This is a genomic window from Rhizobium sp. F40D2 (assembly GCF_051810745.2).
Lineage (GTDB): Bacteria > Pseudomonadota > Alphaproteobacteria > Rhizobiales > Rhizobiaceae > Rhizobium.
The window spans coordinates 604456-629008 of sequence record NZ_JBPWQX020000002.1; the positions used below are offsets into that span (position 1 = coordinate 604456).

General features: G+C 62.5%; 23 protein-coding genes. 10 read left to right on the forward strand and 13 right to left on the reverse strand.

All coding sequences use genetic code 11. From position 1 onward, the window contains the following. Window positions 1-71: 71 nt before the first annotated feature. Genes ACS4RS_RS27555 through cydX form a run of 3 tightly spaced genes read left to right on the forward strand, consistent with a single transcriptional unit; the run spans window position 72 to window position 2949 of the window. Window positions 72-1652 (forward strand): cytochrome ubiquinol oxidase subunit I, encoded by a 1581-nt coding sequence (locus ACS4RS_RS27555; RefSeq protein ID WP_439013192.1) that lies wholly within the window; start codon window positions 72-74, stop codon window positions 1650-1652. Between the two features lie 6 nt (window positions 1653-1658). Then, complete coding sequence (cydB, locus tag ACS4RS_RS27560) at window positions 1659-2813, forward strand: cytochrome d ubiquinol oxidase subunit II (RefSeq protein ID WP_439013193.1); 1155 nt, start codon at window positions 1659-1661, stop codon at window positions 2811-2813. 13 nt (window positions 2814-2826) lie between these two features. After that, the gene (gene cydX / locus ACS4RS_RS27565; protein WP_003595707.1) at window positions 2827-2949 is read left to right on the forward strand and encodes a cytochrome bd-I oxidase subunit CydX; all 123 of its coding nucleotides are present in this window, start codon (window positions 2827-2829) and stop codon (window positions 2947-2949) included. Window positions 2950-3135: 186 nt separating this feature from the next. Here the strand turns inward: cydX and ACS4RS_RS27570 are convergent, their stop codons facing one another. Beyond that, window positions 3136-4029 (reverse strand): FAD-dependent oxidoreductase, encoded by an 894-nt coding sequence (locus tag ACS4RS_RS27570; RefSeq protein ID WP_439013194.1) that lies wholly within the window; start codon window positions 4027-4029, stop codon window positions 3136-3138. A gap of 125 nt (window positions 4030-4154) precedes the next feature. On the opposite strand from ACS4RS_RS27570, the gene ACS4RS_RS27575 reads away from it, so the two are divergent. Continuing rightward, complete coding sequence (locus ACS4RS_RS27575; RefSeq protein ID WP_179612949.1) at window positions 4155-4805, forward strand: TetR family transcriptional regulator; 651 nt, start codon at window positions 4155-4157, stop codon at window positions 4803-4805. 34 nt (window positions 4806-4839) lie between these two features. Continuing rightward, entirely contained in the window at window positions 4840-5703 is an 864-nt protein-coding gene (locus tag ACS4RS_RS27580; protein ID WP_449314050.1) for a class I SAM-dependent methyltransferase, read from the forward strand. Window positions 5704-5802: 99 nt separating this feature from the next. Here the strand turns inward: ACS4RS_RS27580 and ACS4RS_RS27585 are convergent, their stop codons facing one another. From ACS4RS_RS27585 to ACS4RS_RS27605, 5 genes are all read right to left on the reverse strand, one after another. Then, window positions 5803-7806 carry an aldo/keto reductase gene (locus tag ACS4RS_RS27585; RefSeq protein ID WP_439013195.1) on the reverse strand — a complete coding sequence of 668 codons (2004 nt, stop codon included), beginning with the start codon at window positions 7804-7806 and terminating at the stop codon, window positions 5803-5805. A gap of 38 nt (window positions 7807-7844) precedes the next feature. Beyond that, window positions 7845-8927 (reverse strand): sn-glycerol-3-phosphate ABC transporter ATP-binding protein UgpC, encoded by a 1083-nt coding sequence (locus ACS4RS_RS27590; RefSeq protein WP_439013196.1) that lies wholly within the window; start codon window positions 8925-8927, stop codon window positions 7845-7847. 12 nt (window positions 8928-8939) lie between these two features. Further along, complete coding sequence (locus tag ACS4RS_RS27595) at window positions 8940-9776, reverse strand: ABC transporter permease subunit (protein ID WP_439013197.1); 837 nt, start codon at window positions 9774-9776, stop codon at window positions 8940-8942. Next, a complete protein-coding gene (locus tag ACS4RS_RS27600) occupies window positions 9773-10633 on the reverse strand; it encodes a carbohydrate ABC transporter permease (RefSeq protein WP_088936888.1) in 861 nt (286 codons plus the stop codon). The genes ACS4RS_RS27595 and ACS4RS_RS27600 overlap by 4 nt, the downstream gene beginning before the upstream one ends. Window positions 10634-10715: 82 nt before the next feature. Further along, complete coding sequence (locus ACS4RS_RS27605; RefSeq protein ID WP_012560129.1) at window positions 10716-11990, reverse strand: extracellular solute-binding protein; 1275 nt, start codon at window positions 11988-11990, stop codon at window positions 10716-10718. An 86-nt stretch (window positions 11991-12076) separates the two neighbouring features. Between ACS4RS_RS27605 and ACS4RS_RS27610 the strand changes: the two genes are divergently transcribed. Continuing rightward, window positions 12077-12994 carry a helix-turn-helix domain-containing protein gene (locus ACS4RS_RS27610; RefSeq protein ID WP_449314051.1) on the forward strand — a complete coding sequence of 306 codons (918 nt, stop codon included), beginning with the start codon at window positions 12077-12079 and terminating at the stop codon, window positions 12992-12994. A gap of 20 nt (window positions 12995-13014) precedes the next feature. Here the strand turns inward: ACS4RS_RS27610 and ACS4RS_RS27615 are convergent, their stop codons facing one another. Continuing rightward, complete coding sequence (locus ACS4RS_RS27615) at window positions 13015-13419, reverse strand: winged helix-turn-helix transcriptional regulator (RefSeq protein ID WP_439013198.1); 405 nt, start codon at window positions 13417-13419, stop codon at window positions 13015-13017. Between the two features lie 91 nt (window positions 13420-13510). On the opposite strand from ACS4RS_RS27615, the gene ACS4RS_RS27620 reads away from it, so the two are divergent. Both ACS4RS_RS27620 and ACS4RS_RS27625 read left to right on the forward strand, forming a co-directional pair. Next, window positions 13511-14236, forward strand: a complete 726-nt coding sequence (locus tag ACS4RS_RS27620) for an SDR family NAD(P)-dependent oxidoreductase (RefSeq protein ID WP_439013199.1) — start codon at window positions 13511-13513, stop codon at window positions 14234-14236. A gap of 13 nt (window positions 14237-14249) precedes the next feature. Further along, entirely contained in the window at window positions 14250-14891 is a 642-nt protein-coding gene (locus ACS4RS_RS27625) for a DsbA family protein (protein WP_439013200.1), read from the forward strand. 163 nt (window positions 14892-15054) lie between these two features. Here ACS4RS_RS27625 and ACS4RS_RS27630 read toward each other — a convergent pair whose 3' ends face one another. From ACS4RS_RS27630 to ACS4RS_RS27640, 3 genes are read right to left on the reverse strand one after another with little or no spacing between them, the layout of a single operon-like run. Further along, the gene (locus ACS4RS_RS27630) at window positions 15055-15453 is read right to left on the reverse strand and encodes a VOC family protein (protein ID WP_439013201.1); all 399 of its coding nucleotides are present in this window, start codon (window positions 15451-15453) and stop codon (window positions 15055-15057) included. Between the two features lie 17 nt (window positions 15454-15470). Further along, window positions 15471-16565, reverse strand: a complete 1095-nt coding sequence (locus tag ACS4RS_RS27635; protein ID WP_439013202.1) for a Gfo/Idh/MocA family oxidoreductase — start codon at window positions 16563-16565, stop codon at window positions 15471-15473. A 10-nt stretch (window positions 16566-16575) separates the two neighbouring features. Further along, window positions 16576-17586: a Gfo/Idh/MocA family protein gene (locus ACS4RS_RS27640; RefSeq protein ID WP_439013203.1), complete on the reverse strand. Its 1011-nt coding sequence runs from the start codon at window positions 17584-17586 to the stop codon at window positions 16576-16578. Between the two features lie 368 nt (window positions 17587-17954). On the opposite strand from ACS4RS_RS27640, the gene ACS4RS_RS27645 reads away from it, so the two are divergent. Next, entirely contained in the window at window positions 17955-19115 is a 1161-nt protein-coding gene (locus ACS4RS_RS27645) for a fumarylacetoacetate hydrolase family protein (protein ID WP_439013204.1), read from the forward strand. 62 nt (window positions 19116-19177) lie between these two features. On the opposite strand, the gene scpA is transcribed toward ACS4RS_RS27645, so the two are convergent. Then, window positions 19178-21316 (reverse strand): methylmalonyl-CoA mutase, encoded by a 2139-nt coding sequence (gene scpA, locus ACS4RS_RS27650; protein WP_449314052.1) that lies wholly within the window; start codon window positions 21314-21316, stop codon window positions 19178-19180. 97 nt (window positions 21317-21413) lie between these two features. Here scpA and ACS4RS_RS27655 point away from each other — a divergent pair, with 97 nt between their 5' ends. Further along, window positions 21414-22772, forward strand: a complete 1359-nt coding sequence (locus ACS4RS_RS27655) for an NtaA/DmoA family FMN-dependent monooxygenase (RefSeq protein WP_439013206.1) — start codon at window positions 21414-21416, stop codon at window positions 22770-22772. A 1-nt stretch (window position 22773) separates the two neighbouring features. Here the strand turns inward: ACS4RS_RS27655 and ACS4RS_RS27660 are convergent, their stop codons facing one another. Continuing rightward, on the reverse strand, window positions 22774-23427 hold the full coding sequence (locus ACS4RS_RS27660) for a methionine ABC transporter permease MetI (RefSeq protein WP_439013207.1): 654 nt from the start codon (window positions 23425-23427) through the stop codon (window positions 22774-22776). Beyond that, on the reverse strand, window positions 23408-24496 hold the full coding sequence (locus ACS4RS_RS27665) for an ATP-binding cassette domain-containing protein (protein WP_439013208.1): 1089 nt from the start codon (window positions 24494-24496) through the stop codon (window positions 23408-23410). Before ACS4RS_RS27665 ends, ACS4RS_RS27660 begins: the two co-directional genes overlap by 20 nt. Window positions 24497-24553 lie beyond the last annotated feature (57 nt).

A 24553-nucleotide genomic window follows, 5' to 3' on the forward strand; every position in this document is an offset into this window, starting at 1 on the left:
TCGCATGCCCTCAGGCGCCGGCCGGCGCTCGAGGAACGCTCCGTACCCCGTGGGACCGTGGGAGAAAGACAATGGAACTAGATATCGTAGCGCTTTCGCGCTTCCAATTCGCGCTGACGGCGCTGTACCACTTCCTGTTCGTACCGCTGACGCTCGGCCTGTCCGTGCTTCTGGCGATCATGGAAACCGTCTATGTCATGACCGGCCGCCAGATCTGGCGGCAGATGACGAAATTCTGGGGCACGCTGTTCGGCATCAATTTTGTGATCGGCGTCGCCACCGGCATCGTCATGGAATTCCAGTTCGGCATGAACTGGAGCTATTACAGCTATTATGTCGGCGACATTTTCGGCGCGCCGCTGGCGATCGAAGGCCTGATGGCCTTCTTCCTGGAGGCGACCTTCGTCGGTCTGTTCTTCTTCGGCTGGGACAAGCTGTCGAAGGTCGGCCATCTCGTCGCCACCTGGGCTGTGGCGCTCGGCTCGAATTTTTCCGCCCTCTGGATCCTCATCGCCAATGGCTGGATGCAGAACCCGGTGGGATCGGCGCTCAATCCGCAGACGATGCGCATGGAGATCACAAGCTTCTTCGACGTGGTCTTCAATCCGGTCGCCCAAGCGAAATTCGTCCATACGGTGTCGGCCGGTTATGTCTGCGCCTCGATCTTCGTGCTCGGCGTTTCGGCCTGGTATCTGCTGAAGGGCCGGCATATCGAGCTTGCCAAGCGCTCGATGACGGTCGCCGCCTCCTTCGGCCTCGCCTCCGCACTCTCGGTGGTCGTGCTCGGCGACGAGAGCGGTTATCTCGCCACCGAAAACCAGAAGATGAAGCTCGCCGCGATCGAAGGCATGTGGAAGACAGAGCCGGCGCCGGCTGCCTTCACTGCCTTCGGTTTCCCGGATCAGGAGGCGCGCGAGACGCATTTCGCCGTCCATATTCCCTGGGTCATGGGCCTGATCGGCACGCGGTCGCTGACGACAGAGATCCCCGGCATCGATAAGCTCGAACAGCAGGCCGAAACCCGCATCCGCGACGGCATCAAGGCCTATGACGCGCTGATGCAGATCCGTGCAGCACCCGCGCAGGATCAGGTGGCGCAGGAGGTTCGCAGCTCCTTCGAGGATCTCGGCCATGATCTCGGTTATGCCCTTCTTCTGAAGCGCTACGTCGACGATCCGCGCCAGGCGACCGACGCGCAGATCGTTCAGGCTGCGCGCGATACGATCCCGCATGTGCCGACGCTCTTCTGGTCGTTCCGCATCATGGTCGGCCTCGGCATCTTCTTCATCTTGTTGACCGCCACCTTCTTCTGGCTGTCGGCGCGCCGGCATCTCGACAAATATCCGCTGCTGCTGAGGATTGCGGTGCTGGCGATCCCCCTGCCCTGGGTCGCCATCGAGCTTGGCTGGGTCGTCGCCGAGTTCGGCCGTCAGCCCTGGGTGATCGAAGGTGTGCTGCCGACGGCGGCAGCCGTTTCCAGCCTCGGCGCCGGCACCGTGCTTTTGACAATCATCGGTTTTGCCGCGCTCTACACGGTGCTGATCGTCATCGAGATGGGCCTGATGATCAAGGCGATCCGCCAGGGGCCCGAACCGGACGACGAGCCGGAAGCGGTGCTGATTTCCGAAACCCTCGTCCCGGCCGCGGAGTGACCTGCCATGATCCTTCATGAACTCATCGACTATGAAACCCTGCGCATCATCTGGTGGCTGCTGCTCGGCATAGTGCTGATCGCCTTTGCGGCGACAGGCGGCTTCGATCTCGGCGTCGGCACGCTTCTGCCCTTCGTCGCCAGGACCGATACGGAACGGCGCGTGGTGATCAACACGATCGGCGCCACCTGGGAAGGCAACCAGGTCTGGCTGATCCTCGGCGGCGGCGCCATCTTCGCCGCCTGGCCGCCGCTCTATGCGGTCTCCTTCTCGGGCTTTTACCTCGCGATGTTCGCGATTCTCTTCGCGCTCATCCTGCGCCCGGTCGGCTTCAAATACCGGTCGAAGCGGGAAAGCGCCAATTGGCGCAACGGCTGGGACTGGGCGCTCTTTATCGGCGGTTTCGTGCCGTCGCTGATCTTCGGCGTCGCCGTCGGCAACGTGCTGCAGGGCGTGCCCTTCCGCTTTGCCGACGATATGCGGATCTTCTATGAAGGCTCGTTCTTTGGCCTGCTCAATCCCTTTGCCCTGCTTTGTGGCCTGCTCTCCGTCGCCATGCTGACGATGCATGGTGCGGCCTGGCTGGTGCTGAAGGCGAGCGGTCCGGTTGCGGAGCGGGCCAGAAGCTACGGCAGCATCGCCGCCCTGGCCGCCATCTTGCTGTTTGCCCTCGGCGGCGTCTTCCTGTGGATCGGCGTCGGCGGCTACCGCATCATCAGCGATATCAGCCCGATCGGACCGTCCAATCCGCTGCTGAAAACGGTGGTGATCGAAATGAGCGCCTGGCTTGCCAATTACACCGCCCATTCATGGATGATCGCAGCACCGGTCCTCGGCTTTGCCGGTGCGGCACTGGCTTTCATTGCCATGCGGGCAAGGCGGGAGGTGATGACGCTGCTCTTCAGCACGGTCGCCGTCCTCGGCATCATCTCGACGGTCGGCCTGTCGATGTTCCCCTTCATCCTGCCCTCCTCGCTCGATCCGCGATCGAGCCTGACGGTCTGGGATGCATCCTCCAGCCATATGACGCTGTTCATCATGCTGGTGGTGTCGGCGATCTTCCTGCCGATCATCTTTGCCTACACGGCCTGGGTCTACAAGGTTCTGTGGGGCAAGGTCGACGAGAAATCCGTCACCGACAAAAACAGCCACGCCTACTGAGGGAGACGAAACGATGTGGTATTTCGCATGGATACTCGGCCTGCCGCTGGCCGCCGCCTTCGCCGTCCTCAACGCCATGTGGTATGAGTTGATGGACGATGCTGCCAGAAAGAAGGCGTCCGAGACGCGTAAGTAGAAAGGGGCTTCGTGGGCATTTCTACAATAATACCCGCTAAGGGAATTCGAAGTTGTTTGGATTGATGCGGTTCGCGCGGATTGGCGGGCCGGAGGTCTTAGCGAGGTAGAGAGCGCCCGGTTCGTCCGCTGCCCGCAACGTCCAAAATTTGATAGCCCGCGCACCTGGGGAAGAGATTGTCTGCTCTCAAACCAGCATCGACTGCTGGGCGAAGATGCCCGCCATCGCGCCTTGCCATGATGCCGTGGTGACCGAGGGCATTCCGGGGTTGGCGAGGTCGCCGGCGGCGTAGATGCCGGGCATGCTGGTCTCGCGGCGCTCATCGACCTTGAGGGCGATGCCGCTGGGCGTACCGACTGTGGCGAGGCCCAGTGATTCATGCAAGCTGGCGGAGGGTTCGTTGCGCGGATGAGCGAACAGGATGTCGACCGCGACATCGGGGCCGGTATCGAGTTTGATGGTGGCGCTATGGCCCCCGTGATGGGCGATCCCGGTGATCCGGCCCTCGACGACAGGTATGCTGCGGCGCGCCAGATCGGCCCGGATATCGGGCGGAATGTCGTGATCATCGGCGAACAGCGTCAACCTGTCGGTCCAATCGTGGAAAAGCCTGGCCTGATTGTGCGACTGCCGGCCGGACCAGACGAGGCCCCAATGCTGGCCGGCGACTTCAAAGCCGTCGCAATAGGGGCAGGGCACGATGGAGGTGCCCCAGCTTTCGGCAAAGCCCGGAACATCAGGCATCTGGTCGGCGATGCCATAGCTCAGGATCAGGCGGCGCGCCCCAATGCTTTCGCCATCGCCAGTAAGGACGGAGAAATCGTCGATGGTGCCGGAGATGCTGTCGGCCCGGGCATTGACCAGCTTGATCGTGGGATAACGCGCCAGCTGCTGCCGCGCCTCGGCCAGGATGTCCAGCGGCGGCTTGTGGTCGTGGCCGAGCAGGCCATGCGAGTGGCCAGCGAAGCGGTTGCGCGGCAGACCGGTATCGAGAACCGTGACCTTGCGGCGGGCACGGCCGAGCTGCAAGGCGCCGGCGAGACCGGCAAAGCTACCGCCGATGATGATGACGTCATCCATGGTGATGGGCTCCGTGTCGTGGGTTGGGAACCTTAAGGTTGAACCTACCCATTGGCTTGCACATTTCAGATACTGCATGGTATCGTAATGCAAGAATTACGATACTGTCAAGGATCGGAATTGTCGTGACCGAAAACAGCCAGGGCCGGCGCGGCCGGCCCGCCAACGAAGCGCTTGGCCAAACAATCGTCGACGCCGCGCGCGAACTCTTTGTGGAATTGGGTTTTCAAGCGACGACATTGGACAAGGTCGCTCAGCGGGCGAAGATATCCAAGCTCAGCATCTATCGGCACTTCGAGAACAAGGAGGCGCTGTTCAGCGCGGCCATCGCGGCCGGCTGCCAGCAGTTGTTTTCACCACAAACCCTGCTTGAAGGCGTCGACGGTTCGGTCGAAGATCAGCTCATGGCGGTGGGATCTTTACTGCTTCGCACGCTGTTGAGATCAGACGTCCGCAGTGTCGAAGCCATGGTCATGGCCGACAGGGCGAATCAAAACTCGTCAAGCAAGCTCCATTACGAAGCCGGCCCCGCCTACGTCATCGCCCAAATCGAGGCACTGTTGCGTCAGCTGCACGCGAAGGCGGTTCTGAACGTGCCCGATCCTCTCCGGTCCGCCCGCTTGTTTGCCGCGCTTTTCAAAGGATCCGATCTCCTGATCATCGCACGCTTCGATCAGGCGAGAGCAGAGGACGACAACGAAATCGAATCCTATTGCCGGTCGGCCGTCGCCATGTTCATCGCCGCGCACGGTGGCAACGACCACGCGGGCAGATAGCCTGGTTAAGAACGGATCAGAACAAGGATATGGCATGGCAGAGAAAAATGTTTATCAGATAGCCGACTGGAATGGCCCAAGCGGGGAGCGGTGGGTCGCTTACCAGACCCGGCTCGATGCCATGATGGCGGTGTTCGGCCAGGCCGCGATCGAAGCCGCCGCGCCCGCCACGGGCGAGCGCGTACTGGACGTCGGCTGCGGCGCTGGAGCGTCGAGTCTGGCTCTGGCCGCCCGCGTCGGCGCGGAGGGCCATGTGCTGGGCGTGGACATATCCGAACCGCTGATCGGCAGAGCGCTCGCGCTAGCGCCGCAGGATGCGCCGGCCCTATTCCTAGTGGCCGACGCCAGCAGCGCCGAACTGCCCGAGGGCGCGTTCGACATCCTGTTCTCGCGCTTCGGTGTGATGTTCTTTGACGATCCGACAGCGGCGTTCGCTCATATGCGCTGTGCGCTCAAGCCGGGCGCGCGGGTCGCTTTCGTCTGCTGGCGCGGCATGGCCGAGAACGATTGGGTGCGCTTGCCGATGGGCGCGATCAAGGGCATCGTCCCGCCGACCGCGCCGCCTGATTCCGAAGCGCCCGGCCCATTCTCGTTTGGCGATCAGGGGCGCGTGGCGCGTATCCTGACGGCGGCCGGCTTCACCGATATTGCTATCGCGCCCTTCGATGCCTCCATCCCGTTCGGCGAGGGCGGGACGCGGGACGCGGCGATCGACGACGCGGTGGAGATGACACTCGAGGTCGGTCCGCTGTCGCGCGCACTCGTTGGTCAACCCGGCGACATTCGCGCCCGCGCTTCGGCCGCGGTTCGCGCCGCCTTCGCGGGCTGCCCCGGTGAACGGTCGGTGATGATCGACGGCGCGGCGTGGATCGTCACCGCGCGCAATCCTGCAAGCTGACCGGGATTAACAGGGGTATACGCCCCGTCTCGATGGCTCGGCGTCGGCCGTGACGCGATCGAAAAAGGGCGCGGCTCGAACCGCGCCCTTTTTATTGGGTCAGCCTTCCAGCCATTTCACTTGATCGGGCGTCAGTCGGATGTCGAGCGCCGAAAGACTGTCTTCCAACTCGGCGACAGTACGCGGTCCGATCAGCGGAATGACCGGGAAAGGCTGGGCGATCACATAGGCGAGCGCGATGTGGATCGGGTTGCGGCCGAGCTTGTTGGCCAGTTCGATGGCACGGTCGCGGCGTCCGAAATTGCGTTCGGAATACCAGACCCGCACGATCTCCTCGTCATCCCGCTTGTCACGGCCGGCGCGGTCGGTGAAGAAACCGCGTCCCTGGCTCGACCAGGCAAAGTTCGGGATCTGCTTCTCGTTCAGCCACGTCTTCCAATCGTCGTCGGAGGCGGCGACGCAGCCGGCCCAGATCGGATCCAGCATCTCGGCGAGCGAGAAGTTGTTGGAGAGTGCTGCCGGCGCTGCCTTGCCGGTCTTTTCGGCATAGGCGATCGCCTCGTCGAAACGCGCCCGCGTCCAGTTCGAGCCGCCGAAGATGCCGCGGATACGGCCGCGCTTGACCTCGGCATCCATGGCATCGACGAACTCGCCGACGGGCACGTCGGTATTGTCGCGATGCATGAAGTAGATGTCGACATAGTCGGTCTTCAGCCGGGCGAGAGACTGGTCGAGTTGCTTGGCGATCATGTCGGGATAGCAGAGCGGCGAATGCGCGCCCTTGCCGATCAGCACGATCTCCTCGCGCGGCACCTTTCGGCTCGTGTGCCAGTCGCCGAAGATCGCCTCCGTCTTGCCGGCGCCATAGACATAGGCCGTGTCGAAGGTATTGCCGCCGGCCTCGTAGAAGGAGTCGAGCGTCAGCGAGGCGGCGGCAAAGTTCGGGAAGAATTCGAAGCCGAGCGTCACCACCGAGGCCGGCTTGGAAATGCCGGGTATCTCACGCCGCGGAATGCTGCTGCCGTGCGTGACCGTGCCGCCGGCAATGTTGGTGGTGCGCTTTGCCGCTTTCTCGACGCCGTATTCGAGGCCGACCGAGGCGCGCCACTGGTCGAGCACGCGCAGGTTGGCGATCGAATCCGCCCAGCTCATGCCGGGAGAGCTGAACTCGGTTTTCCCGGCGCGGATCGCATCGCCCGCCGCGTCCGCCTCGAAGGAATAAAGCCAGCGATCTTCCTTGACCTCGACCGTCTCCTGTTTGCCGCCCTTGAAGATTTCGATCTTGCCGACGCCGCCCTTGTGGCCGGAGGCGAACCAGAAGTCGGCGACTTCGATCCGGCCCTCGGAGCCGATGATACGCAGGACATTGTCCTGCTGCGCCATGATCGAGCAGGAGACTTCAGCAATGATCTCGTTCGGGAATTTGAGCACGGCGGACGCCCATTCGTCGACGCCGCTCTCACCGAGATGGGCGACGCCCGAAACCTTCTCCGGGTCGAGGAAGGCCTTACCGTTCGCGGCGCCGGCGATCAGCCTTGCCATCGAGACCGGGTAGCCGCCGACATCGAGAATGCCGCCGCCGGCGGTATCATTGGCGAACAGCCGGTGCTCCGGCCTGTAGCTGCCCATATTGAAGCCGAAGCTCGAGCGGATGATGCGGACGGTGCCGATAACGCCGCTCTTGATGAGTTCGACCAGTTTTTCCGTCTGCGGATGCACGCGGTACATGAAGGCTTCGCCGGCAAAGACGCCGGCCTTCCTGGCTTCGTAATAAACGGCTTCGGCATCATAGGCCGAAAGCGCGATCGGCTTTTCCACAAGGATATGCTTGCCGGCGCGCGCGGCCTTGATCGCCCATTCGGCATGGCCGGTATGGGGCACGGAGATATAGATCGCATCGACCTCGGGGTCGGAAAGCAGCGCCTCGTAACCCTCGACGATGCGGGCGCCGGGGAAGTTTTCTGCCAGTCCCGGCTTGGAAGGATTGCGGGTGGCGATCGCCACAAGTTTGCCGGTGCCCGAATGAGCGACGCCGTCAGCAAAGGTGCGGGCGATGGTGCCGGGGCCGATGATGCCCCAGCGGATCGGTTGATCGGAAGTCATGGAAACCTCTTTCGTCTTTCTGCCTTGGGATTTGCGGTTTAGCGAAGCCGTTTGCCGGCGCCGTCGAAAAGGAATGTGTGGCTGGCGGGAAGGCCGACGGTCAGCGTGTCGCGATTGCCGGCGGTGCGCGATTCCGGCCGTTCTATGATCAGCTGCTCACTGCCGATGGCGGCATAGATGTAGCTGGTGTTGCCGAGATGCTCGGCGACGTCGATGGCGACGGTGAGATCGGCATTGCCCATGCCGGCATCGACGAAATGTTCGGGGCGGATGCCGAGCGTCACCTTCGTGCCGGCTTCGATGGGTTCGGTGACGGGCAGCGGCAGGCGCATATTGGCATCGCTTTCGAGCGTGATCACCACTCTGCCCGGCTGCGTCTCGACCACCACGGCTTTGAGGAAATTCATCTTCGGTGAACCGACGAAACCGGCGACGAACTGGTTGGCGGGATCGTCGTAAAGGTCGAGCGGCGCACCGATCTGCTCGATATTGCCGGCGCGCAGCACGACGATCCTGTCGGCAAGCGTCATTGCTTCGGTCTGGTCGTGGGTGACATAGATCATCGTCGTGCCGAGCTGTTTGTGCAGCCTGGAGATTTCGACGCGCATCTGCACGCGGAGTTCCGCATCGAGGTTCGACAAAGGCTCGTCGAACAGGAAAACCTCGGGTTCGCGAACGATGGCGCGGCCGATTGCGACGCGCTGTCGCTGACCGCCGGAAAGCTGCTTCGGCCGTCGCTTCATCAGCTCGGTGATCTGCAGGATCTCGGCGACGTGGCGCACGCGCCGCTCGGTATCAGCCTTCGGATTGCCGTTCATCCGTAGGCCGAAGCTCAAATTTTCCTCGACGGTGAGGTGCGGATAGAGCGCATAGGACTGGAAGACCATGGCAATGCCGCGATCGGCCGGCTCGACGTCGTTGACCACCGTGCCGCCGATCCGAAGCTCACCGGAGGTGATGTCCTCGAGACCGGCGATCATCCGCAAGAGCGTGGACTTGCCGCAGCCGGAAGGGCCGACGAAGACGACGAATTCGCCGTCCTTGACCTCCAGATCGGCGCCATGGATGATCTCGAAGCCGCCGAAGCGCTTGACGATATTGCTGAGTGAGAGCTCTGCCATGCGGCCTCCTGATTACTTGATTGCGCCGGCGGCGATGCCGGCGATGAAATGGCGCTGGAGAGCCACGAAGACGACGAGGATCGGCGCCGTCAGCAGCACCGCGCCGGCCATGATGCCGCCCCAGGAGACCTTGGTGAGGCCGATCAGCGTTCCCAATGCCACCGGCGCGGTCATCATTCCCGGTTTGGAGTTGATAAGCAGCGGCCACAGATAGTTGTTCCAAGAGGCGAGGAAGAGGATGATCGCCAATGCCGCCATGGTCGGGCGCGCCAGCGGCAAGGCGATGCGCAGGAAGATCTGCCATTCTTTGACGCCCTCGACACGGGCCGCATCGAAAAGCTCGCCCGGCATCATCGAGAAGGACTGGCGCATGAACAGCACGCCGAGCGAATTGAACAGCGGCGGTACGATCAGCGCCACCCAGGTGTTGGCCAGCCGGAACTCGCGGGCCACCATGATGAATTGCGGGATGACGACCACGGAGAAGGGCAGCGTGATCGTGCCGAGGATGATGGCGATGACGATGGAGCGGCCGACGAAACGGTAACGCGCCAGCGCCCAGCCCGCCATCGAGGTCAGCATCACCGACAGGAAAGTATAGATGATTGCAACGCCGACGGAGATCGTCATCGCGCCGATGAAGTCGGTATCGGCCTGCAGGTTCTTGAAATTCGCGATGAAGTTTGTGGATGGCCAGAGCACGATGTCGGGGCTGAAAATGCCGTTGTCGGGCATCGTCGAGAAGACGAACATCATCCAGAGCGGAAACAGCCAGATCAGCGCAAGCGGCGCCAGTGCGGCGTGCAATGCGATCTGGCGCATGAGAAGGGATTGCGACCTGGATTTCATTTCGGATCCCTCCCGACCCAGAGATTGAGAAGCGAGATCACCACGGCAAGGGAAGCCATCGTGTAGGCGATCGCCGAGGCATAACCGAAGTTCAGCGAGGTGAAGCCCTGGCGGTAAAGCAAAAGGCCGAGCGTCTCGGTGCCGCCGCCGGGGCCGCCGCGATTGGTAATGAGGAAGGGCTCGGTGAAGAGCTGCATGGTGCCGATCACCGAGAGCACCACACAGAAGAGGATGATCGGTTTCAGGAGCGGCAGGGTGATGTGAAAGAACTGCTGCACCTTGCTCACCCGGTCGAGTGTCGCAGCCTCGTAGACATCGTCGGGAATCGACTGCAGGCCGGCCAAGATGATGATGGCGTTATAACCCGCCCAGCGCCAGGTGACGGCAAGGATGATCACTGCCATGGCGGCATTGGCATTGTCGAACCAGGAAACCGGGCTGAGGCCGACGGCGGAGATCAGCTTGTTGATGATGCCGAAATCGAGGCTGAACATCAGCCGGAACACGGCGGCATAGGCGACCTCGCCGACGACGACGGGCGCAAAGAAGGCGAAGCGGAAAAGCGGGCGCGCTTTCAAGAGCGGCGAATTGAGCATCACGGCCATGACGGTCGCAAGCGCGATCATCACCGGTACCTGGATCACCAGGATGATCAGCGTGTTGTAAAGAGCATTATAGAAGGCCGGATCGTAGAAGAGCCGACCCCAATTGGCTTGGAAACTGTACTTCCACGGGTTGATGCGGGTGTTCTGAAAGGAAATCAGGAACGAATTGATGATGGGCCAGACCCAGAAAGTGGCAAAGACCAGCAAATACGGGGCAAGGAACGCATAGGCGCTCCGGGTTCTGAACGGCATCGAGCCTCCTCCTCACGCACGAATGACCGGCCGCCTTGCAAGGCGGGAGAAAGCCGGGCGCCGAAGCGCCCGGCGTCGTCAGTCATTGCGCCACTGGAAGCCCGGTCGCCGAAGCGATCTGCTTGGCGGCATCGTCGAGGGCTGCCTTCGCGTCGGGATAACCGCCGGCAAAAAACTTCGTCTGGGTTGCCTTGAAGATGGCTTCGGCATCGCTCTGGAAAGCGGTGCCGCGGCTCGGCACGATCTTCGGCAGCGTCGCCAGAATATCGGCCCAGACCTTCTGGCCGCCCCAATAGGGCTGCGGTTCGCTGATGAAGGGGTCCTTCTCGGCCGAAAGCAGCGACGGCACCAGGCCGAATTCCTTCAGCATGGTGATCTGGCCTTCATTGGTGCCGAGGGCGTAGTTGACGAATTTCCAGGCGGCTTCCTTGTTTGCCGAGGTCGCCGAAATGGCGAGCGACGAACCGCCGAGATTGGCTGCATGCGGGCCGTCGGCCGTCAGGCTCGGCATCCTGTAGACGCCCCACTTGCCCTTGAGATCGGGAGAGGTCGAGCGCACGGTGCCTTCATACCAGCCGCCATACAACTGGCTAGCGGCCTTGCCGGCGGTATTGGCCTGGATCTTTTCGTCCCAGTTGGCCGCCGTCAGCGTGCCGGCGTCCTTCATTTCCTTCACCTTTTGCAGCGAGGCGACGCAGGCCGGCTGGTTGATGGTGATATTCTGGCCATCGGTCGAGTAATAGCCGCAGCCCTGTTCGTTGGCGATCATGCGAAACCATTCGCTGTCGCCGTTGAAATCGGCCTGGGCCATGACGACGCCGGGATTGGCGGCGGATATCTTCTTGCCGGCGGCGATGAAATCGTCCCAGGTGCTAATCGTGCTCGGATCGACACCGGCCTTTTCGTACATGTCGCGGCGGTAAAAGACGGCGACCGGACCGGAGTCCCACGGCATGGCGTAGGCAACATCGCCGACTTCGAGCTCGGTGCGCTTGAAGTCAGGGAATTTCGCCTGGATCTCCGGCGTGTAGCCGAGCTCCTTCAGATTAGCGAAGCAATCCGGGAAACGGCTCCAGAAGATTTCAGCCTCGAAATTCTCGATGCTGACGATATCGGGCAAGCCGTCGCCGCCAGCGGCGCAGGCAGCCAGCGTCTTGTCGAAGACCTGGCTGTTGCCAAGGTCCTCGACGGTGATCTTGATGTCGGGGAACTGTTTGTTGAAGCCCGGAAGCGTGGACTTCAATGCCGACGCGGCGACATTCCAGCTCCAGATGGTCAGATTGGCCGACTCAGCGAATGCAGAGCCGGAAGCAAGCAGTGCGACAGCGGCGGTCGCAGCGAGAAGTTTGAAGCGCATTGAAAATCCTCCCTTTTCAATTGCCGATCTTTCACGAACCCGGTTAAACTAACTGTCAGGGAGCAGCTGTCTCCTAAAAAGGGAATATGGATTTGGCGGAAAGTAAGGTCGGTGTGCGTGCAATCTATCAGCCCGGAGCGAGCAGCATCGAGGGTTCGCCGACGGCGCTGCAGATGTTTCATGCCCATCCGCCCATCATGGCCATGCCGCACTGGCACGCGCAGGTCGAGGTCAACTATGTGATTCGCGGAAGCGTGCACTATCGCATGAGCGACCACGAATTCCGGCTGAACGCCGGCGAAATGTGCCTCTTCTGGGGCGGCCAGCCGCATCAGATGGACGAATCCTCGGACGATTCGCTCTATGCCGGGGCGCATCTGCCGCTCGTCTATTTCTTCCGGCTGCGCCTGCCGATCAGCATTTCCAGCCGGCTGATGAAAGGCGAGACACTGTTGACGTCGGCAACCGATGCGGCCGACATCGACAACTTCGCTCGCTGGTTCCGCTATGCCAACTCAGGCAATCCCGCCAAGGCCCAGCATGCCGTCGATGAGTTGCTGCTGCGCATCGAACGCATCGCGCTCGAACCCTATTCAATGACGTCGCAGGCGGCCATCAATCTCGATGGCGATCATCCGCATTCGCATTCCTCGCGCAGTGTCGCGCGCATGTGCGATTTCATCGCCGCCAATTTCCTGCAGGACATCGATTTGGTCGATATCGCCCGTGCCGCCGATCTGCATCCGAAATATGCGATGAATTTGTTCAAGCGGTCGACCGGCATGACGCTCAGCAAATATGTGACGCTGCTGCGGTTGTCGCGCGCCCAGGCGATGCTGATGAGCGAAGGCGCCAATGTGCTGCAGGTGGCGATGGACAGCGGCTTCGGCTCGATCAGCGCCTTCAACAAATCCTTCCGCCACATCGCCGGCATGTCGCCATCGGATTTCCGCCGCGATATCCGGCTGGTAACGACGGTCCCCGCCGGCGCCTTCCGGAACTAGAATCCGAAATCCATCCCTCGCTAACCTGCCGGCTCATCATGCGATGCGCGATGCGCCTCAATTTCTCCCAGGTGATCCAGCACCCACATGGCGAGCTGCAACAGGGGCGCGGCGAGCGAGTGGCCCAGATCTGTCAGGCTGTATTCGACCTGCGGCGGTATGGTCGGATAGACCTTGCGCGTCACCATGCCGTCGCGCTCGAGCGCCTTCAGCGTTCGGGTCAGCATCTGCTGTGAAATCCCGCCGATCAGCCGCTTCAACTCGTTGAAGCGCCGCGGCCGCTCGGCGAGCATGGTGATGGCCATGATCGTCCACTTGTCGCCCATGCGGCCGAGGATCTCATTGACTTTCCGGCAGCTAGGGTTCGTGCCGGCCTGTTTCGGCGCCGTCCGCACGGCTCTGTTTGGCGGGGTAGGCATATGCATGTGACTAGGCCTCGAAAATATGCGTTCTTGCGGGATGGCTAGTCACAATATCATATCTGGTCAGTAAAACATACCAACCCAGGAGTAGGTTATGACTGACAAGAAAACGATTGCCCTGTTTGGCGCCGGCACCGGGCTCGGCGCCTCGCTTGCCACCCGCTTCGGCCGTGAAGGCTTTCGCGTGGCGCTGGTCGCCCGCAGCGCCGGTCCGCTTGAGGAAAGGGTGGCCGAGCTCGCGCAAGACGGCATCGAAGCGGCGGCATTCCCGGCCGATCTCGCCAATGTCGACGGCATCCCGGCGCTCGTGCGCACCATCGAAGAGCGCTTCGGCGCGATCGACGTCGCCGTCTATGCGCCGGTCCCGTCCGACGTCAGCTTCGTGCCCGCAATCGAACTCGATGCCGCAAAGCTCAGGTCGATGGCCGACATCTATGCATTCTCGCCGGTCGGAGTGTCTCATGCAGTCCTGCCCGGTATGCTGGCCCGCGGCGACGGCGCGGTCGTCATTGTCGGCGGGCTGACCGCCGTGGTCGCCATGCCCGGGAAGAGCGGCGTCGGCCCGCTGATGGCGGCGGCTCGCAACTATGTCTTCACGCTCAACGCCGAGGCAATGCCGCGGGGCGTCTATGCCGGCACGGTAAATATCGGCGCGGCCATCGAGCGCTCGGCCGGATTACGCGCCATGACCGCCGACGGCACGCCGCTCGACCCGCGGTTCCCGGTGATCGACCCCGACGACATTGCCGAGGAGATCTGGGGCCTCGTGACGAAGCGTGACCGGGTCGAGGCGATCCTGCCGCCCATGCCGCATGCGTGATTGGGAGGGCATCATGCTCAAAATCGAACTTTATACCGAAATCACCTGCCCCTGGTGCATCATCGGCCAGCATCGGCTGGACAAGGTACTGGCCGAGCGCTTTCCCGGTCTCGTCGCGGATATCCGGCACTATCCGGTCCTGTTGCTGCCGGACGCGCCGGCAGCGGGGCTTTATATTCCCGATCTGCTTCGCGGGCGCTACGGCGCCACCGATCCGAAGGCCGCGTTTGCGCGGCCCGAGGCCGAGGCCCGCGCATCCGGGCTGGACCTCGATCTCAGCCGTCAGTCTTGGACCTACCCCACACAGGCGGCTCACGCCCTCATTCTCGCCGCCCGCGAACGCGGCACGCAGCATCGGCTCGCGGTGGCAATCTCCGAAGCCTATTTCCTGGAGGCGAAGAAGATGGCCGATGCCGATGTGCTTGCCGGTATCGCAGTCGACCACGGCTTCGACCGCGCCGAAGGCCGCGCGATCGCCCTCGATCCGGCTCAGCACCAGCGGGTGGAGCAGGAGGCGGCCAGATCCGCCGCGGCAGGCGTCCATTCGGTTCCCCACTTCGTCTTCGGCGGACGCGTGGCGATCAATGGTGGTCGCAGTGAAGACGAGATCGCTGCGGCCATAGAGGAGACTGTTCATACCATCGCGGCGGACTGACGATGAGAGGCAGACCTCCTGATGCACTGCGTCAAACGGCTCTCAAAAGCGCGCGTTCGGGGCAATGACTTTGCCGGAGGCGATCAGCGCCCGCAGGGATCCTCTACGGCCTCGAGGCTGCTGTATCGCGGTTGGTAGCCGAGGCTTCGCCGAGTGCGTTTCGCTATGACCGTTTCTCAGCAAGCTCGATCTGAATACCGTCGGGATCGCGCAGGAAGGCGACCTTGTGCAGCACCTCGGCGTTAACAGCCAGGCGCGGCCGCTCCTTGATCTCGACGCCGGCCTTTTCGAGCCGGGCGAAGGTCTCATCGACACTGTCGAACAGGAAGGTCAGATGGCGCAGGCCGGCCGTACCATCAGGCACATCCACCGCCCTTGCCGCACCGCCCGACGGTGCGACGATTTCGAGCATGCCGCCGCCGGCATCGAGGAAGGCGATCTCTGCGCCGTCCGCCATGACTTTGCGCAGATGCAGGCGCAGGCCGAGCAGGCCGCAGTAGAAATCGACCGTGCGGTCCATGTCGCTGACCGTCATGCCGGCATGCTCGAAGGATTTCAGCATGAAACGCCCTCCCCCGTTCAGCCGGCAGCCGGGCTCCGTTCTTCTTCCGGAAGCCAGGACCGGTAGAGCGGATGATCGGCGGCGATCGGCATCGGCGTCGGCTGGCCGGTGCGCTGCGAGAAATAAGCGGCCGTCACCAGTTCCAGCGAATTGCGGGCATCCTGCAGCGTCACCGGCGGCTCCTTGTCCTCGACGATCGCCTTATGGAAGAGCTCGAACTGACGGGTGTAGCCGTCCTCGCCGGGCACATAGGCGGCGAGCGCCGCGTCGATTTTCGCCTGATGCTCCTCGGTTCCCGCCGTGAAGACCCAGGGATCACGGCCCATCGTATAGGGTTCGAGGATGCTTTCGGCGACGAGATCGCTGAAGCAGAAGCGCAGCCGCGAGATTTCCTTGCGCGAGCCGAGCGTCATCGACAGCGTCGCCAGAGAGCCGTTCTGCATCTTCACCGAAAGGGCTGCCGTATCCTCGACCTCAATCGGGTTGACCAGCGTCGCGCCATAGGAAAACACCTCGGCGCAGGGGCCGTGCACATAATTCAGCATGTCATGGGCGTGGATCGCGTGGCCGAGAAGGCCGCCGCCGAGTTCGGTCGCCCATTTGCCGCGCCACGGCACGGCGTAATAATCCGGCCCGCGCCACCAATGGGTCTCGATCGTCGTCAGGAACGGCTTGCCGGCAAGCCCGCTTTCGATCAGCAGCTTCAGCTTCTGCAGGCCGGAGCCATAGCGATACTGGAAGATCGGCATCAACTTCCTGCCGGGGAAACGGGCGAGGATGCGGCCCATCTCGTCGACCTCGGCGATCGAGCCGAAGAGCGGTTTCTCGCAGATCACATGCTTGCCGGATTCAATGCCCTTGCGGCAGAGTTCGAAATGCGAGCTCGGCGGCGTCGAAATGTCGATGATGTCGAGATCGTCGCGGGCAAACAGCGAATCCGTATCCTGGGTATATTCGCCAATGCCGTATTCCTCGCACAGCGCCCTGCCGCGCTCCTCATCGAGCGAGCAGAGCACGGGAACCTCGAAGAGATCCTTGTTCCAGCCAAAGCCGGCCAGATGCCGCGCGGCAATGCCTGCGCCGATGACGCCGACGCGTAGTTTCCTGGTCATGATATCCTCCTCAGCGAGCGCCGATGCGCGCGGCTTTCGCCTGGGCGTCGAGCGAAAGGCGGCAGACTTCGAAAACATGGTCCTGCGTCATCGCCGTCTGTGTGCGGTTGCCGACATCGGCGGTGAACGAATCGAAATAGTCGAGTTTTTCGCCGCTGCAATCGATATGGGTCATCTCCTTGCCGTTGACGAGGAAGAGGTGATCCTTGCCCGGCCGGCCGGCGATATCGATATATTTGCGCAGTTCGATATAGCCCTCAGTGCCGAGGATGGTCAGGCGTCCGTCACCCCAGGTCGGCAGCGCCTCCGGGGTAAACCAGTCGACGCGGACATAACCTGCCGCCCTGTCCGAGCGCAGCAGCACTTCGCCGAAATCCTGGAAATCAGGCTTGTCGGGCATGCCGAAATTGCCGATCGAGCTGGCGACGACCTCGCCCGAGGTCGAGCCGGTATAGAACAGAAACTGGTCGACCTGGTGCGAGGCGATGTCGACGATGATGCCGCCGAAGGCTTCGGGATCGAAGAACCAGTCCGGCCGGGTCGGCAACTGCAGCCGATGGGGACCGACGCCGAGCGTCTGGATCACCTTGCCGATCGCTCCGTCGGCGACGAGCTTGCCGGCCTTGACGGCGGATCGCACGCAATGGCGCTCGGAAAAGCAGATCGAGAAAATCTTGCCGGTCTCGGCGACAGTGCGCTTAACCTCCTCGAGTTGGGCGAAGGTCGTGACACCCGGCTTGTCGGTCATTACGTCCTTGCCCGCTTTCATCGCCCGGATGGCAAGCCCGGCGCGGTCGCGCGGGATCGCGGCAATGCAGATGACGTCGATCGACGGATCGTCGAACAGCTTCTCCCGGTCGATCTGCGGCGCATCGGGATAGGTCTTCTCGAAGGCTTCGCGCAACGCCGGGACCGAGGTCTGCGGGCAATAGCCGACGAACTCGCCGCCCGCGGCAAGCAATCCCTTCACGTGATCGAACGTATGCCCATGGTCGATTCCGACGACGGCAAATCTCAACATCGCTGCAATATCCTCCCGGGATTTTCTGAGCACCGGCTGCGGCCGGCATCCTCCATGTCGGGCAAAACAGATAACGAAAGCCGGCGCCTGTCAAGGCGAGATCAGCGATGAAAACGCCAATACCACGAATTAAACTTATGAAATATAACGATAAATTTGTATCTAAATAGTTATTTTGCGGGCTTTGGCGATTGGAATTTCCCCAGATCAGGCCCGTTCGACCCTCTCGGGCGAAAGTCTTTTTCCCAAGCCTATCTTGCCCGATCTCGATGAATGTGATCGATTTCGGCGACCGCCGGGCTGGAGGGCGGCAACGACCCCGAAAAATTTCAAAGAGCGCTCCCCGCTCGCTGTGACGGAAGATCACCATGTCTCATCCCCTTCTCGATGCCGCCGCTTCGGGTGGTCTTTTTGTCGGCCGCGTCTGGTTCCCCGAGGTTGCCGGGCCGAGCGTCGTGACGCTCCGAGAGGGTCTGCTGGTCGACATCACCTCGCGCGAGGCGCCGACGCTGAGCGCCCTGCTCGAGAAAGAGGATGCCGTAGGCTTCGTCCGCGCTGCAGGTGGCAAGGCGATCGCCTCGCTGGAGGAGATCGCCGCCAACAGCACCGGAACGCCGGATGAAACACGGCCTTTTCTGCTCGCACCCGTCGACCTGCAGGCGGTCAAGGCTTGCGGCGTCACCTTCGCCCAATCGATGATCGAGCGCGTTATCGAGGAGAAGGCCGCCGGCAATCCGGAGCGCGCCGCCTCGATCCGCGAGCGCGTCAGCACGCTGATCGGCGGCAGCCTCACCAATCTGAAGGCCGGTTCGCCGGAGGCCGCCAAGGTCAAGCAGGCTCTGATCGACGAAGGCATGTGGTCGCAGTATCTTGAAGTCGGCATCGGCCCCGATGCCGAGGTCTTCACCAAGGCGCCGGTGCTCTCCTCGGTTGGCTGGGGTGCGGATGTTGGCCTGCATCCGATCTCGACCTGGAACAATCCCGAGCCGGAAATCGTGCTCGCGGTCAACAGCCGCGGTGAAATCAAGGGTGCGACGCTCGGCAATGACGTCAATCTGCGCGACGTCGAGGGTCGCTCGGCGCTGCTGCTCGGTAAGGCCAAGGACAACAACGCCTCCTGCTCGATCGGTCCTTTCATCCGCGTGTTCGATACAGGTTACGGTCTGGACGACGTTCGCAAGGCCGAACTGGACCTGAAGGTCACGGGCCAGGACGGTTTCGTGCTCAACGGCAAGAGCTCGATGTCAAAGATCAGCCGCGATCCGACCGATCTCGTCAAACAGACGCTTGGGACCCATCATCAATATCCCGACGGTTTCATGCTCTTTCTCGGCACGCTGTTTGCGCCGACCCAGGATCGCGACGCGCCGAAGCAGGGCTTCACCCACAAGCTCGGCGATGTCGTCGAAATTTCCTCGGCCGGGCTCGGCGCGCTCGTCAATACCGTACGGCTTTCCACCGAATGCCCGCCCTGGACCTTCGGCATTTCGGCGCTGATGCGCAATCTGGCGAAGCGCGGATTGCTCTGACTCTTTGATTTTGCGCATTTCCGGGCGGAAAACCGCTTCGCACTTTTCCTGAAATGCTTAAGCTACTGGTTTCGCCGCCTGCCCTGCAGCAAATCGAGGACGGAGTTTGCCGCCTCAAGGACATTGGTGCCCGGACCGAACACGGCCGCAACGCCGTGTTCGTGCAGGAATTCATAATCCTGCCGCGGGATGACGCCGCCGCAGACGACGATGATATCGTCACCGCCCTTTTCCCTCAGCCTGTCGATCAGCTGCGGCAGCAGCGTCCTGTGGCCTGCCGCGAGTGACGAGACGCCGACGACATTGACCTTTTCATTAAGCGCCAACGCGACAGCCTCGTCGGGCGTCTGGAACAGCGGGCCGGCGAGCACATCGAAGCCGATATCGCCGAAGGCCGAGGCGATCACCTTGGCGCCGCGGTCGTGCCCGTCCTGCCCGAGCTTGGCGACCATGATTTTCGGGCGGCGCCCCATCGCTTCCGTAACCTCCGTCATGCGCTCCTTGAGAACGGCGAGTTCCGGCTCGTCGTTATAGGCCTCGCCGTAGACGCCTGCGATGACCTCAGGCGTTGCGGCATGATCGCCGAAGGCCTCGCGCATGGCATCGGATATTTCGCCGACGGTGGCGCGGGCCCGCGCCGCTTCTATGGCGGCTTCGAGCAGGTTGCCGCGGCCGCTGCGTGCGGTCTCGACCAGGGCGGCCAGCGTCTCGCGCACGGCGTTGCCGTCGCGGCGGCGCTTCGTTTCCTCGATGCGTTTGATCTGCGCGGTGCGCACCGCGCTGTTGTCGATCTCCAGAATGTCGATCGGCTGCTCGCTGTCGAGTCTGTAGCGATTGACGCCGACGATGACCTCCTCGCCCTTATCGACGGCAGCCTGGCGGCGCGCGGCGGCCTCTTCGATCAGCCGTTTCGGCAGGCCGTCATTGACAGCCTTGGTCATGCCGCCGAGCGCCTCCACCTCTTCGATCAGCGCCCAGGCCGTGTCGGCAAGCTCCTTCGTCAGGCTCTCGACGTAGTAAGAGCCGGCCAGTGGATCGACCACCTTGGTGACGCCGGTTTCATGCTGCAGGATCAGCTGGGTGTTGCGGGCGATGCGGGCGGAAAATTCCGTCGGCAGCGCAATCGCCTCGTCGAAGGAATTGGTGTGCAGCGACTGCGTGCCGCCGAGCACGGCCGACATCGCCTCGAAGGCGGTGCGGATGATGTTGTTATAGGGATCCTGCTCCTGCAGCGAGACGCCGGAGGTCTGGCAATGGGTGCGCAGCATCAGCGAAGACGCCTTTTTCGGCTGGAACTCCTCCATGATCCGGCTCCAGAGTAGCCGGGCGGCGCGCAGTTTCGCCGCCTCCATGAAGAAGTTCATGCCGATGGCAAAGAAGAAGGAGAGCCTTCCTGCGAAGTCGTCGACGTTCAGGCCCTTGGCGATCGCGGCGCGCACATATTCGCGGCCGTCGGCCAGTGTGAAGGCGAGCTCCTGCACCAGCGTCGCGCCGGCTTCCTGCATGTGGTAGCCGGAGATCGAAATCGAGTTGAATTTCGGCATCTCCCTTGCCGTATATTCGATGATGTCGGCAACGATCCGCATTGAGGGTTCGGGTGGATAGATATAGGTGTTGCGGACCATGAACTCCTTGAGGATGTCGTTCTGGATGGTCCCCGACAGATCGGCCTTCGAGACGCCCTGCTCTTCGCCGGCAACGATGAAGGAGGCGAGGATCGGGATGACAGCGCCGTTCATGGTCATCGATACGGACATGTCGCCGAGCGGGATTCCGTCGAACAGGATCTTCATGTCCTCGACGCTGTCGATCGCCACACCGGCCTTGCCGACATCGCCCTCGACGCGCGGATGATCGCTGTCATATCCGCGATGCGTGGCAAGATCGAAGGCCACCGACAGGCCCTTCTGGCCGGCGGCCAGATTTTTCCGGTAAAAAGCGTTCGACGCTTCCGCCGTCGAAAAGCCGGCATATTGGCGGATCGTCCACGGCCGGCCGGCATACATCGTCGCGCGCGGGCCGCGGGTGAAAGGCGAAAAACCGGGAAGCGAGCCGAGATGCTCGGCGCTCTCGAGATCTTCGGCCGTATAGAGCGGCTTGACGGCAATACCCTCAGGCGTTTGCCAGGTCAGCGTCTCAGGCGCGGCGCGCAACTCCTCTTGCGCCAGCTCCGCCCAATCCGACAATGTCTTCTTCGTCATGCCTTTCCTCCGGCTTTTACATCCGCACCCTACCATTTCACCGGATCGCCGTGCGATACCAATCCTTGATTTTTATTCCGGGCTTAGGACTCGTCTTATGAAGACAATGCAGATCTATGCTTTCGACATGAATTGCGTCGGGCATATCAACCACGGCCTGTGGACGCATCCGCGCGACCAATCGGTGCGTTATACCGATCTCGACTACTGGACGGAATTCGCCAGGACAGCCGAGCAAGGCAAGCTCGACGGCATCTTCCTCGCCGATATCGTCGGCATCTATGATGTCTACAAGGGCAGTCCGGCGCCGGTGATCGAGACGGCGGCGCAGGTCCCCGTCAACGACCCGCTGATCCCGATTTCGGCGATGGCCTATGTCACGAAACATCTGGGTTTCGCCGTTACCGTCAACACCACTTACGAGCCGCCCTTCCTGCTGGCGCGGCGCATGTCGACGCTCGATCACCTGACCAAGGGGCGGATCGGCTGGAACATCGTCACCGGTTACCTCGACAGCGCCGCCCGCAGCATGGGTTTCGACAAGCTGCCGGAACATGATACGCGTTACGACGCAGCCGAAGAATATCTCGAGATCCTCTACAAGCTGTGGGAGGGCAGCTGGGACGACGATGCGGTTCAGCGCGACAAGGCATCGGGCATCTATGCCGATCCCTCGATGGTGCGCGCTGTCCGTCACGAGGGCAAATATTACCGGATGGAGGGCATTCATCTTGCCGAGCCTTCGCCGCAGCGCACGCCCCTTCTCTTCCAGGCCGGCGCTTCGGCCCGCGGGCAGGATTTCGCCGCCCGCCACGCCGAATGTGTCTTCATCGCCAGTTCGAACCCTGGGGCGGCCCGGCCGACCGTCGATGCGCTCCGGGCGAAGGCGGAGGCATTCGGCCGCGGCAGAGCCGCATTGAAGATCCTGAACCTGATCACCGTTGTCGTCGGGCGGACGGAGAGCCAAGCGCAGGACAGGCTGGAGGATTATCGCCGCCATGCTAGCGTTGAAGCCTCGCTCGCGCACTACTCCGCTTCCATCGGCATCGACTTGTCGAAGTATGAATTGGATGAGGTCATCGACCAGAGTTCGACCAATGCCAATCAATCGGCGCTTGCCGCAATCACCAAGCAGGCGGCAAAGCCGGTGACCAAACGACAGATCGTCGATCAGATGGTACTCGGCAGCAGGATGAAGCCGATGGTGGGCTCGCCGGAACAGATCGCCGATCGTCTGCAGACATGGATCGAGGAAGGCGACATCGACGGTTTCAACCTGGCGCGGACGGTGGCGCCCGAGAGCCTGCGCGATTTTGTCGAGCTGGTGGTGCCGGTGCTGCAGGAGCGCGGCGTCTTCAAAGCGGACTATTCTGAAGGACCGTTGCGGCAGAAGCTCTTCGGCGGCGGGAACGGCAGATTGCCCGCGGCCCATCCCGCCGCGCGCTTCCGTCGCTGACTTATCTCCGGTCCAGCCTGGCGACGAGCCTGTCGCCAATCCACTGGATGCCGCAGACGAGGACGATGAGGACGGCCACCACCGCGATCATCACGCTGGTTTCGAAGCGCTGATAACCATAACGGATGGCGAGGTCGCCAAGGCCGCCGGCCCCGATTGCGCCGGCCATCGCCGAGGCGCCGATCAGCGTCACCAGCGTGACGGTGAAACCGGCGACGATGCCGGGCAGCGCTTCGGGCACCAGCACTTCGCGGATGATCGTCCAGCGGTTTCCGCCCATGGCGCGCACGGCATCGATCAGCCCGCGGTCGACTTCGCGCAGCGACACTTCGGCGATGCGGGCATAATAGGGTGTTGCTGCGATGGCGAGCGGCACGATGGCCGCCCAAGTGCCGAGCGCCGTGCCGACGATCAGCCGCGTCAGCGGGATCAGCGCCACCAGCAGGATGATGAAGGGCACCGACCGGAAGCCGTTGATGACGGCGCCGAGCCCGCGACTGATCCAGAGGTTTTCAGCGATGCCGCCACGTGCGGTGACGACAAGAGCAAGACCGAGCGGCAGGCCGGCAACGAGCGAGATCACGCCCGAGGCGACGGTCATCAGCACCGTCTCCCACAGCGAGCGAAGAAGCAGTTCAAGCATGATCGGTGTCATAACCAAGCACCTCCACCAGGGCGGACCGGGCAGTCAGAAATTGTTCGACCTTTCCGGCAAGCGCGGGGTCGCGTGCGGGAACGGCAATGAAGAACCGCGCCACGGGCTGGTTCTGGATGTGGTCGATGCCGCCATGGACGAGGCGGAAGGAATGCGGCAGCGCCGCCGAGAGTTCGGCAAACAGCGCACCCTGCGCTTGCGGCCCGGCGAGATCGACGCTGAGGATCGCTTCGCTGCCCGCCGTCGCCGACAGCCGGCCGGCGATGTGATCGGGAAGCTGGGGACGGATGCCGCCGAGCAGGCTCCTGGTGATCGTCTCCTGCGGATCGGCAAAGACCGACCAGACCTGCCCCTCCTCGACGATCCGCCCGGCATCGATGACGGCCACGCGATCGGCAATGCCGCGCACCACTTCCATTTCGTGGGTGATCAGTAGAATGGTCAGGCCGAGCTTGCGGTTGATGTCCTTGAGCAATGCCAGGATCGACCGGGTCGTTTCAGGGTCGAGCGCCGATGTCGCCTCGTCGGACAAGAGCAGCGCCGGACGCGCCGCGAGCGCCCGGGCGATGCCGACACGCTGTTTCTGGCCGCCGGAGAGCGATGAGGGGTAGGCCTTCGCCTTGTCGGCAAGCCCGACGAGATGGAGCAGCTCATGTGCCCTTCGCAAACGTTCGTTCCTGGCGACGCCCTCGATCTTCAGCGGCAGCGCGACATTCTCTTCGACTGATTTGGCGGACAGCAGGTTGAAATGCTGGAAGATCATGCCGATGCGGCGGCGCAGCGGCTGCAATTCCTGTTCGGCAAGCGCCGTGATCTCGCGGCCTTCGATCAGGATCTGGCCGCTGTCGGCGCGCTCCAGGCCGTTCAGGCAGCGGATCAGCGTCGATTTGCCGGCGCCGCTGCGGCCGATGATGCCAAGGACCTCGCCTTTCCTCACCGTCAACGAAATACCGTCGAGGGCGGGCGTGGTTCCGAACCGCCGCTTCACGTCGGTCAGCCTCACCACCTCTTCGCCTGCCGCTACTTGCGGCTGTGCCTCGATCGCTGTGGTGGAAAAAACGGAATTCATGTGCTTTTCCTTACAAATACTGAAAGCGGCCCGGGCAAGAAACGCCCGGACCGCCTC